At 68.9% G+C, this 11,707-nt stretch carries 5 protein-coding genes and 1 pseudogene; 4 read left to right on the top strand and 2 right to left on the bottom strand.

The window, feature by feature from the left end; all coding sequences use genetic code 11:
* The first annotated feature begins 2 nt into the window (after positions 1-2).
* A complete protein-coding gene (locus tag B0I29_RS35785; RefSeq protein ID WP_375790653.1) occupies positions 3-776 on the top strand; it encodes an energy-coupling factor ABC transporter ATP-binding protein in 774 nt (257 codons plus the stop codon).
* Positions 777-2,081: 1,305 nt separating this feature from the next.
* Here the strand turns inward: B0I29_RS35785 and B0I29_RS35775 are convergent.
* Positions 2,082-2,513: a peptidoglycan-binding domain-containing protein gene (locus B0I29_RS35775; RefSeq protein ID WP_111653577.1), complete on the bottom strand. Its 432-nt coding sequence runs from the start codon at positions 2,511-2,513 to the stop codon at positions 2,082-2,084.
* A gap of 246 nt (positions 2,514-2,759) precedes the next feature.
* Positions 2,760-5,195 carry a phosphoketolase family protein gene (locus B0I29_RS35770; protein WP_181558148.1) on the bottom strand — a complete coding sequence of 812 codons (2,436 nt, stop codon included), beginning with the start codon at positions 5,193-5,195 and terminating at the stop codon, positions 2,760-2,762.
* Between the two features lie 223 nt (positions 5,196-5,418).
* Here B0I29_RS35770 and B0I29_RS35760 point away from each other — a divergent pair.
* From B0I29_RS35760 to B0I29_RS35750, 3 genes and pseudogenes are all read left to right on the top strand, one after another.
* Positions 5,419-8,643: pseudogene (locus B0I29_RS35760) on the top strand (NACHT domain-containing protein).
* Positions 8,644-8,884: 241 nt separating this feature from the next.
* Positions 8,885-10,249 (top strand): hypothetical protein, encoded by a 1,365-nt coding sequence (locus tag B0I29_RS35755; protein WP_181558147.1) that lies wholly within the window; start codon positions 8,885-8,887, stop codon positions 10,247-10,249.
* A gap of 2 nt (positions 10,250-10,251) precedes the next feature.
* Positions 10,252-11,472, top strand: a complete 1,221-nt coding sequence (locus B0I29_RS35750) for a glycosyltransferase family 2 protein (protein WP_111653573.1) — start codon at positions 10,252-10,254, stop codon at positions 11,470-11,472.
* Positions 11,473-11,707: the final 235 nt, after the last annotated feature.

Here is an 11,707-nt window from a genome sequence, read left to right as displayed (position 1 = left end):
ACGTGACTGAACCTGCGCTGACCATCTCCGGGCTGCATTTCGCGTACCCGGATGGGCGCGAAGCGCTTCGCGGGGTTGACCTGACCCTCGCCCAGGGTGAGCGGGTCGCGCTGCTGGGCCCGAACGGCGCCGGCAAGACCACGCTGGTCCTGCACCTCAACGGCATCCTGCACGGCGGTCCCGGCCGGGTGGAGATCTCCGGTCTCCCGGTCACGCCGAGCGATCGCGCCGCGATCGCCGAGATCCGCCGCCGGGTCGGCATCGTCTTCCAGGACCCCGACGACCAGCTCTTCATGCCGACGGTCGCGGAAGACGTCGCTTTCGGTCCGGCAAACCTCGGGGTACGCGGAACCGAGCTCGATAATCGCGTCGACGAAGCCCTGTCCGCCGTGGGCATGTCGGCGCACCGCGACCAGATCCCGCACCACCTCTCGTTCGGCCAGCGCCGCCGGGTGGCGGTGGCGACCGTCCTGGCGATGCGCCCCGAGATCCTGGTCCTGGACGAACCGTCCTCCAACCTGGACCCGGCCAGCCGCCGCGAACTGGCCGAAATCCTGGAATCGTTACCGGTCACCGTCCTGATGGTGACCCACGATCTCCCGTACGCCCTGGAGCTGTGCCCCCGCGCGGTGATCCTCGACGAGGGCCGCCTGGTAGCCGACGGCCCGACGGTCGACCTGCTGGCCGACCGTTCGCTGATGAGCGCCCACCGCTTGGAGCTCCCGTTCGGCTTCGACCCGGTGGCGGCACTGGCCTCCCGCCGCAGCCCGTCCTGAGCCCCGGCATCCGCCCGGCGGGCTCTCCCTGCTGACTCGTTGAAGTCCCGCTGGCAGGGGACGTTCGTTCGTGATCGCCTCTGCGCCCCGGGGCTTTCCCGCGGCGATAGTGGTCGCGGCGATAGTGGTCGCGACGATAGTGGTCCCCGAACCACAGCCCCGACGGCAACCGCAGCGCGTTCCCGACGGCTGTGTCGATTTCAGGTTCGATACGCGCCTCAACTCGACACACACCAGGCGGAGTGCTCACGGGGTGTCGCCGCCGGCCCCGCTAGACGAACCGAACCCGTCCGCCGGCGCGTGCCGCCCGCCAACTGGCGAGCCGTCCGCCGAGGGCGAGCCGACCGTTGGGGGCGAGCCGACCGTTGGGGGCGAGCCGACCGTTGGGGGCGAGCCGTAGCTCAGATAGGTCATCGGGCCGCTATGAGGTGTCTGGCCTACGGCTGGTCGGCGCGAGCCGTAGCTCAGATAGGTCATGAGGGTGCGATGACCTATCTGAGCTACGGCTGGCCCCCGCAACGACGAGACCTACGGCGACAGAACACACCCGACCGCAATTCGACGTCACGCATCCCCCGGGTAGGCTCCCCGCCCGCGCCTCTGCCGCGATCTTGACAAGTTCGGGCCGCCCATCTGGGCGAAACTCGCCAAGATCGGCTGAGGCGGGGAGCGGCTGAGGCAGGGAGCGGCACTCCCCGAGCCCGCGATCGCCCTCTCGCTGACCTCGCCGCGATCTGGACAGCCTCCTGCCACCCCGCAATCAGCCATCCGAGCGCAACGATCACACAGCGTGGCCTGCGAGTGATCATCGACGGCGCCCGTCGCGCATTCGTGGAATTCTTCGGGGGTCAGAGCACCCGCGGCATTCCAAGATCAGCGGGTCGCCCCGGAAATTCCCTACTCACCGTGATAACCCGCCGTCTTAACCTCGCCGCGAGCTCGATCGCCGCACTGATAGGCGCTCCGCTCGCGAGGTAGGCGACGCAAACCGCCAGGCGTCTCCGCCCGCAAGCGAGACGTCGCACGACGAGCCGCCCACGCTATCCGCGAGCGTTGTTCGCGAGCACTGTCCGCAAGCGCTGCCCGCGAGCGTTGTCCGCAAGCCCTGCCCGCGAGCCCTGCCCGCAAGCCCTGCCCACGAGCCCTGCCCGCAAGCACCGGGACAGCACTGAGCGCCAGCCGGACCGGCCGGCGCCCCGGCCGCTCTGACGCCAACCTCCCCGCGATCTTGGCAAGTTCGGGTCGCCGTGTGGGCGAAACTCACCAAGATCCGGGGAGGTGCGGGGCGTACGGGACGTGCGGGGACTACGCGGCCTGCTGGAGCTCGGCGGCCTGCTCACGGCTGATGAGGGCCTGCCACGTCGCACGTCCGACGACACCGTCGGCGGGGATCGCGGCGCTCTGCTGGAACGCGCGCACCGCCCGCTCGGTCGCGGGACCGTAAACCCCGTCGACGGACGTGGGGAACTCCCGCTGCACGCCGCGGACCGCGTTGCCCTGGGCGCCGGGGCGTACCTCGACGATCAGCGCCTCCCACGTCACCGGGCAGACCACGCCGTTGTCCGGAAGGCTCTTGGCCCACTGGAACGCGCGTACCGCGTCGCCGGTCTGGGCGCCGAAGACGCCGTCCACCGTGACCGTCTGGCCGTGGGCCAGCAACAGGAATTGCAGGGTGGTAACCGAGTGGTCCTTCGCGCCCTGCCGGGTCGTCGGCCAAGGGCTCCGCGTGGCGGCCATAGAGGGGTCCCCTTCCTCATCGTCGAGCGACGGGTGTTGTGCTCCCCTCACTTTCGCTTAACCATGCCGTTGATTAAAAGGGTGAGACATGTCTCGGCCACAGATTCTTCGGAAAGAATTTCGGTCGACTGACCGATTCGCACCCATCATCGTGTGCTAACGCGCGTGAATGTGAGAATTCCACCCCGGAAACGCGCAGAGTCGCGCACTCCGGAGTGGAATATCCCACCTCACAAGATCAGCGGATCAGCTCTCCGCCCAGTCCCCCAGCGACCAGTCGCGCACCTCGGGCATGTCCTCCAGGTGCTCGACGACGTACTTCTCGTGCCGTTCGAGCTGCGACTCGCACCAGGCCTTCAGCTCGGTGGCGCCGGCCGGCAGCCGCCGCGCGTTGTTGATCGCGTCGATCACCAGGTGGTACCGGGACGCCCGGTTGCGGACCGTCATGTCGAACGGCGTGGTCGTGGTGCCCTGCTCGATGAAGCCGCGTACCCGGAACCGGTCCGCGTCCGGCCGGCCGTGCACCAGCTGGTGAATGGCGCCCGGGTATCCGTGGAAGGCGAACACCACGTCGACGTGATCGGTGAACAGCTCCCGGAACTCCGTCTCGCTCATGCCATGCGGGTGGTCCTTCGGCCGCGGCAGCGTCATCAGGTCGACGACGTTGACGACGCGCACGTTCAAACGAGGCAGTTTCTCCTTGAGGATCTGCGCGGCCGCCACGGTCTCCATGGTCACCACGTCGCCGGCGCACGCCAGGACGATGTCCGGGTCGCTGGCGCCCTCGTCGGTGCCGGCCCAATCCCAGACCCCGGCGCCCTTGCGGCAGTGCTCGATCGCGGCGTCCATGTCGAGCCACTGCAGCTGCGGCTGCTTGTCGATCACGATGAGGTTGATGTACGACCGCGACCGGAAGCAGTGGTTCGCGACCGAGAGCAGCGTGTTCGCGTCCGGCGGCAGGTACACCCGGGCCACGTCGCCACGCTGGGTCAGCACGTTCTGGATCAGGCCGGGACCCTGGTGCGAGAAGCCGTTGTGGTCGTTGCGCCAGGCCGTCGAGGTCAGCAGGATGTTCAGGCTGGGAACCTTGGCCCGCCACGGCAGATGCGAAGCCTCCTGCAGCCACTTGCCGTGCTGGATCGTCTGCGACGCGCTGACCATGGCAAACGCCTCGTACGTGGCGAACATGCCGTGCCGGCCGGTCAGGTTGTACCCCTCCAGCCAGCCGTGGCAGTTGTGCTCGGAGAGCACCTCCATGACCCGGCCCTCTTTGCTGATCTTCACGTCGTCGGCGTTGACCGACTCCATGAAGCCGCGGTCGGAGACCTCGAAGACCGCGCCGAGGCGGTTGCTGTTCGTCTCGTCCGGGCAGAACAGCCGGAACCGGTCGGGGTTGCGCGTGTAGATGTCACGCATCATCTCGCCGAGCTTGCGGGTCGACTCGGCCCGGCCCTGGGCCGGCTGCTTCACGTCGACCGCGTAGTCGCGGTAGTCCGGCAGGTCCAGGTCGCGGGTGAGCACCCCGCCGTTGGCGTGCGGGCTGGCGCTCATCCGCAGGTCACCGTCGGGCGCCTGGTCCTTGATGATCTGCACCGGCGCGCCGGCCTCGTCGAACAGCTCCTCCGGACGGTACGACTTGAGCCAGGTCTCCAGGTCCTTGAGGTGCTCCGGGTTGCCCCGCACACCGGAGAGCGGCACCTGGTGCGAGCGCCACGTGCCGGTCACCGTGATCCCGTCGATCTTCTCCGGACCGGTCCAGCCTTTCGGCGTACGCAAGATGATCAGTGGCCAGTGCGGCCGCGCACCGTCCCAGTCGCCGCCGCGAGCCGCGTCCTGGATCTCCTTGATGCGACCCCAGGCCTTGGCGAGACCCTCCGCGAAGCGGTGATGCATGCCGGGCAGGTCGTCGCCGCCCACCTCGATGATCTCGTACCCATGGCCTTCGAGAAGTTTGCGCACCTCGGCGGGGTCCTTGCGGGCCAGCACGGTCGGTCCGGCGATCTTGGCGCCGTTGAGGTGCAGGATCGGCAGGACAGCGCCGTCGTGCGCCGGGTTGATGAACGAGATGCCCTTCCAGGAGCCTTCGAGCGGGCCGGTCTCGGCCTCACCGTCGCCGACCACCGCGATCGTGAGCAGGTCGGGGTTGTCCATCACCGAGCCGAAGGCGTGCACCAGCACGTACCCGAGCTCGCCGCCCTCGTGGATCGAGCCGGGCGTCGTCACCGACACGTGCGACGGGATGCCGCCCGGGCTGGAGAACTGCCGGAACAGGCGCAGCACGCCGCCTGCATCCTGGCTGATCTTCGGGTAGATCTCCGAGTAGGTGCCTTCGAGATATCCGGCCGCGACCAGCGCGGGACCGCCGTGACCGGGCCCGGCCAGATAGATGGCCTGCTGGCCGGTCTTCTTGATCAGGCGGGAGACGTGCGCGTAGATGAAGGAGAGGCCGGGGCTGGTCCCCCAGTGCCCGAGCAGGCGGGGCTTGATGTGCTCGGTGACGAGCGGCTCCTTCAGCAGCGCGTTGCCCTGGAGGTAGATCTGGCCGATGGTCAGATAATTGTTCGCCCGCCACCAGGCGTCGAGGCCCGCGACCTCGTTCTCGTCGGGTTCCGCCAGACTACGCACGAGCTCGTTGTGGTCGAGCGCGCTGGCCCGGTTCTCCGAAACGGCGGTCACGGTCATTCCCCTCGATTGATCTGCCAGAGTCCTGACTGATGTCCCGATCAACGTATCGATCCGAGATTCACTGAACACGGGTCTTTGGTCCCGCTTCTGCAGGGCACGTTACCCACGCTTCGGCATCGGATGCGCCGACCGGGAAATGAAGGTCCCGTAAAAGACCTACCAGGGTCCGGCGGTGCCCGGGTCACCCCGGACGAATGACACTCTCTGGCGGAGACCGGCCATGATGGACGGCATGTCGCGGTCGCTCAGCTACACGGACGCCGTCAGATTGCTCGGCGGCACGGACAGCAAGATCGTCAGCGCCGTCGAGAAAATCGTCGGCGGCGTGCTCCTCGGCGGCGCTCCGGTCATTCCGGCCTTCCTGAGCTGGTTCGACGCGAAGTCCGAATTCGTCCGGCTGAGCAACGACCTGATCCGCTCCCTCGCCGAGTAACGCAGCGGGCTGTCCCGCCACAGCCGGACCGAACGGCTCGAGGCCGCCCACGCGGTGATCGCGGTGGCCGCCTATTTCGAGGTCCTGGACAACCTGCTGCCGGATCACATCAACGGACTGGCACGGGAGAGATCCGAGCAGGTCGCCCGGGTCATGGGTAAACGTGCGGATGCCGCGTACTTCGCGAAGAACCTGCAACAGCAGCTGATCGCGCTCGGCGGGGTGCTGCCGCTGCCGCAGGACTCGCCCGGCGCCTTCGACGCCCGGATGCTGGACGTCTACACCGAGCTCGCCGAGCTGACACGGCTGATCATCCTGGAGACCGTCACGGAGGACGAGGCCGACGAGATCGAGGTCCGGCGGGCTCTCGACGGGCTGTCCCGGCTGCCGTCGGATGCGCTCGACCGCTACCAGGAACTGTTCCGGCAGCTGATGGCCGACTTCCCCGAGGTGGGTTTCTGGGCGAACAAGCAGGAACATCTCGCCACCCGCGCGGCGCTCGCCGGCCTGGAGGAACAGCTCCGGGCGATCTCCACCGGCCGGGCGCCGGACCAGCGCCGGGAGAGCCTCGCTCTGGCGTACCGCGCGGAGCTGCGCCGGCCCGTTGTCGAGTCCGGCGACGTGCCCGACGGGATCGCCGTACCGTGGCTGGAGGACGCCTATCTCCCGCACCGGTTCCGGGTCGCCGACGTCCCGGCGTCCGGGCAGGTGAGCGAGGAAGCCTGGTGGTCCACCCTCACGGTCCGTGACGATCTGCAGGAATTCCTGATCGGGCACCTCACGTCGCCGCAGGCGATCCGCGCTCCCCTGCTCGTGCTCGGCCAGCCCGGCTCCGGCAAGTCCGTGCTCACCAAGGTCTTCGCCGCCCGCCTGCCGGCCGCGGATTTCCTCCCGATCCGGGTCGTGCTGCGTGACACCCCCACGAGCGACGACCTTCAAGACCAGATCGAGTACGCGATCCGCTCCGCCACCGGCGAACGCGTCGAATGGCCGGCCCTGTCCCGCTCGGCCGGCGACGCCATGCCGGTGATCCTCCTCGACGGCTTCGACGAGCTGCTGCAGGCCGCCGGGGTGAGCCAGACCGACTACCTGGACCGGGTCGCCAGATTCCAGCGCCGCGAAGCCGAACAGCACCGCCCGGTCGCGGTGGTCGTGACCAGCCGGACCGCGGTGGCCGACCGCGCCCGTCCGCCGGCCGGAACCGTCGCGCTGCGCCTGGAACCCTTCGCCGACGACCAGGTCACCACGTGGCTGGACATCTGGAACACCGTCAACGCCGGCGACTTCGCCACCCGCCGGCTCCAGCCGCTGACCGCCGAGACCGTTCTGGTCCATCGCGCCCTCGCCGAGCAGCCGCTGCTCCTGCTGATGCTCGCGCTGTATGACGCCGACGGCAACGCACTGCGACGCCAGGGGACTCATCTGAGCGCCCACGAACTCTACGAGCAGTTGCTGCGCAGCTTCGCGATCCGCGAGATCGCCAAGCACCGGCCCGGCCTCACCGAGCGCGACCTGACCGCCGCCGTCGAGAACGAGCTGCGTCGCCTCTCCGTCGTGGCGTTCGCGATGTTCAACCGAGCCGCCCAGTGGGTGACCGAAACCGATCTCGACGCCGACTTCACCGCCCTGCCCATCCGCGGCCCGCAGGGCTCACCCTCCGGCACCGGCTCACGGACACCGCTGACCAGCGCCGATCTGACGCTCGGCCGATTCTTCTTCATCCACCAGGCGCGGGCTCTGCGCGACAAGACCAGACTTCAGACGTACGAGTTCCTGCACGCGACGTTCGGCGAGTTCCTGGTCGCCCGGCTCGTCCACCAGGTGCTGCTCGACATGGTCGCGAAGGAACAGGCATCGACAATGTCGTTCAGCGGCGGCCCGGCCGAGGACGACCTGCTACGCGCCCTGTTGTCGTTCCAGCCTCTGACCGCCCGCACACCGATCCTTGAGTTCCTGTCCGCGATGCCGGTGCCGGACGGCTCGGAACTGCTGATCCGGCTGTTCCGCGACCTCGACCACACGCCGCCGGGGCACCGGTTCGCCGATTATCGGCCGCAGTCACCGGGCGAGCCGGCACGCTACGCCGCGTACGGCGCCAACCTGCTGTTGCTGATCCTCGCCACCGCCGGCGAGATCCGGGCGAGCGACCTGTTCACCGAGCAGAATCGCGTCGAGGCCTGGCGTAGGAAGGTCACCCTGTGGCGGTCACAGCTCTCCTCGGACAGTTGGAGCACCCTGGTTCTGGCCCTCAAGCTGGAGCGGGTGCACACCGACGGCCGGCGCGATGTCCGGCTCACTCTCGGCGCCGGATGGTCGGCACAGGAGACCGATCTGGCCTGGACCTTCGAATCCGTGGTCGGCGACCGGCAGGCGGGTCACTGGGAGTACCGCGAGGACCAGTTCCGCCGGGCCGCCTACCTGCAGTGTGATCCGAACGCCGACATCATGCACCACGCGCTGACGCCGGTCCTGGACGCTCTTCCGGGAAGCGTCGGCGGCTTCTTCGTCCGGCCTGCCGACCAGCACGCCCAATCTCCAGCACATCTGTTGCAACAACTCTGGGTCTCCCCGTCGCCGGGCGCCTACCTGACCCTCGCTGAGCACAACACACAGCGGGATTCCCGCTTCGGCGCCTTGTTGCTGGACCGGCTCGCCACCGATCCCGACGTGAGCCCGCACCTGGCGACCCACGTGATCGGAAGCTGCCAGCGCAGGGAGCTGGCCTCTCGGATGTGCCGTTGTGCTCTGGCATTTCTCGGCCGTGGCGGCCGGGACATCGACGTGGTCCTGGCCGGCTACGTTCGCTGCGGTTTCGCCCTCAACGCCCACGCTCTCGACAGAGTGCTCACCGCGGAGGCCGTGTGCCGGTTGCACGAGCTCGATCTCGAAGTACCCGCCATCCGCGAGCTCCACGACCGGGCTGCCTTCGACGAACTGATCAGCGAGGTCGCCACCCGGCGCCCCGATCTCGTCACCCGCCTGGAAGCCGTCTGGCGGCACCCCCGGACGTGACCACCCAGCCGTCTGTTACGTCCACAAGTCTGTGTGGGATAGATCAAACCGGATAGCAACGGGACCACAAATTATTCAGCTTGCTGTTAGTTTCGGCGCTCCCGTGATGACGCCCGGATGAACTCGGGCCGTCACGGCATCGACGAACATCTGACAGGAACGGCTGAAACCCCACTTGATCGACGACTCACCGTCCATAATGTCCGAACCGCGGGGGCGATTCACCGGACTTCCGGCATGGATGAGGCGGCACGCCGTTCTCCTCGTGGTCCTCGTGGCCGCGATCACCCTGCGCCTACTCGTACTGCGGGCGTACCCGTACGCGTTCTGGCTCGCCGACAGCCTGGCCTACACCGAGTTCGCCACGCTGGACCACCCGAGCCCGATCCGCCCGTACGGATACTCCGCGTTCCTGATCCCGTTCATGTCCTGGCCGCTGATCGTGGTGGCGATCGTCCAGCACCTGCTGGTGCTCGGGCTGCTCGTCCTCACGTACGCCTTCCTGCTGCGCCGCGGTGTCCGGCCGTGGCTGGCCGGCCTCGCCATCGCGCCGTTCGCCCTGATCGGCCGGGCCATCACCCTCGAACACGCGGTCCTCGCCGAGACGGTGTTCGTGGTCCTGGCCGGCGTCGCGCTGATCCTGCTGGCCTGGCGGAAACGCACCCCGGCGTGGGCGGCGGCGCTGGCCGGCCTGCTGATCGGCGCGGCAACGCTGACCCGATCGGTCGGCCTGCCGCTGGCCGCGCTCTGCGTCGCGTTCCTGCTGGTGCGCTGGCCGGGGTGGAAACCGCTCGCCGGTTTTGTGGTGGCCCTGGTGCTGCCGCTCAGCGGGTACCTGGTCTGGTACCACGACTACCACGGCGTCTACTCGTTCGGGCAGTTCCAGGGCCGGTTCCTCTACGGCCGGGTGCAGACGTTCGCCGACTGCGACCGGATCACCTCGCTGACCGATCAGGAACGACTGCTCTGCGACCCCACGCCGGTCAGCAAGCGGCCGGAGCGCCCGGACTACTACGTGTGGGTGAAGACCCAGCCCGGCATGGTGCACGCCGGACGCCTCCAGGACGACCCGCTGCTCAGCTCGTTCGCGACGAAGGCGATCCTGGCCCAGCCCGGTGACTTCCTCACCATGCTGGTCCGCGAGACGTCCTGGCACTTCGACCGGCACCCGCCGGTCTCGGCCGCGTACGACTGCGACATCTTCGGCAAGTACGACCTGCCGGCCGAGCCGGGCACCAACTGCGCGATGCGTAACTACACCGCGATCACCGAGCAGAACGTGGTACCGGAAGGCAGCACGCTCGCGGCCACGCCGCTGCGGAAGGCGCTCTGGGGCTGGTCGCTGGTGACCACGTACCTGATGGGCCCGTTCCTCGCCGTGATGCTGCTCGCCCTGCTGGCCGGGGTGGTCTGGCCGCTGCGGGGCGGGTGGCGGCCGCGCTGGAACGCGCTGCTGTTCGGTGCCGCCGGCCTCGGCCTGATCATGGCCTCGGTCGCCACCTCCATGTACGAGCCCCGGTACGCCGTACCGGCGCTGTTCTTCCTGCCGATCGGCGCCGCCTTGGCGCTGACCCGCACCGACGCCGACACATCCACGGGGAGTTAAGAATGTCCGACGAACTCGAGATAACCGTCCTGCTGCCCTGCCTCAACGAGGCGGAGACCCTGGAGGTCTGCGTCCGCAAGGCCCTCGCCAGCCTCGCCGAGCTGGGTGTCGCGGGCGAGGTGCTGGTCAGCGACAACGGATCCACCGACGGCTCGCAGGCGATCGCCGAGGCGGCCGGCGCCCGCGTGGTGCACGCCCCGATCCGCGGTTACGGCGGCGCCCTGCTCAACGGCATCGACCAGGCGCGCGGCAAGTACATCATCATGGCGGACGCCGACGACTCCTACGACCTGGCGAACCTGGGCCCGTTCATCGAGCAGCTGCGCGCCGGGTACGACCTGGTGATGGGCAACCGGTTCCGCGGCGGCATCGAGCCGGGCGCCATGCCGGTGCTGCACAAGTACCTCGGCAACCCGGTGCTCTCCTGGCTCGGCCGGGCACTGTTCAAACTGGACGGTGTCCGCGACTTCCACTGCGGCATCCGCGGCTTCAGCCGGGACCGGATCCGCAAGCTCGGCCTCTGCATGCCGGGCATGGAGTTCGCCTCCGAGGTGGTGGTGCGCGCGGCACTCGCCGGGTACCGCATGACCGAGGTGCCGACCACGCTGCGCAAGGACGGCCGCAGCCGCCCGCCGCACCTGCGTACCTGGCGCGACGGCTGGCGTCACCTGCGCTTCCTGCTGGTCTTCGCACCGAACCGGACACTGGTCTGGCCGGGCCTGGCACTCTTCGCACTCAGCCTGGTCGGCACCGTCACGCTGGCGCTCACCCCGGTGAAGGTGGCCGGCGTGACCTTCGACGTGAACGCCCTGGCGTACGCCTGCGCCACCCTGCTGGTCGGCGCCCAGCTGTTCCTGTTCGGCGGCTTCGCCCAGATCTACGGACGCGTCGAAGGCATCGTGCGGGACCGTCAGCTGACCCGCTGGGTGCGCTGGCTCAGCTTCGAACGCTGCGTCGTCATCGGCCTCAGCCTGATCGTCGTAGGCCTGGCCGGCACCGTGGTCGCCCTCTCCGACTGGGGCCTGGCCGGCTTCGGCGACCTCGACCCCCGCGGCACCATCCGCCTGGTCCTGCCGTCGGTCGCCGCCATCGCCCTCGGCTTCACGGTCACCTTCTCCGGCCTCTTCGCCAGCCTGCTCACCCTCCGCGGCCTCACCCCGCCGCCCACCGGCCCGGCCGCGGCGGTCCCGCAACTGCGCACCGACGAGCCGTCCCTGGCCTGACCCTCAAACCCCACCCCGAGATCGGCCCGGCCAGGACTTCCTGTCCGGGCCCTTCTTGGGTACGCGTCCAGAATGGACCGCCCGCCGCCGGGCCACGACGGCCCCGACGAGCACTTGGCCTGGGAGGTCACGGCCACGATCTGGCGGCCGAACTCTTGAGAATCGGGTCTACCGACAAAGGCGCCGGCCCGCGGCCGGCACTGCTGATGCCGACTACCGGCGGCGTCTTGTGGGC

The organism is Actinoplanes lutulentus, assembly GCF_003259845.1.
GTDB lineage: Bacteria > Actinomycetota > Actinomycetes > Mycobacteriales > Micromonosporaceae > Actinoplanes > Actinoplanes lutulentus.
Note: the sequence above shows the minus strand (reverse complement) of the source record. Positions and strands in the feature narration are given on the sequence as shown.

What these genes read in the sequence shown, in the direction of transcription:
- B0I29_RS35775 (WP_111653577.1), bottom strand. Translation starts at nt 2,513, where the DNA reads ATGGCCGCCACGCGGAGCCCTTGGCCGACGACCCGGCAGGGCGCGAAG.
- B0I29_RS35770 (WP_181558148.1), bottom strand. Translation starts at nt 5,195, where the DNA reads ATGACCGTGACCGCCGTTTCGGAGAACCGGGCCAGCGCGCTCGACCAC.
- B0I29_RS35755 (WP_181558147.1), top strand. Translation starts at nt 8,885, where the DNA reads ATGAGGCGGCACGCCGTTCTCCTCGTGGTCCTCGTGGCCGCGATCACC.
- B0I29_RS35750 (WP_111653573.1), top strand. Translation starts at nt 10,252, where the DNA reads ATGTCCGACGAACTCGAGATAACCGTCCTGCTGCCCTGCCTCAACGAG.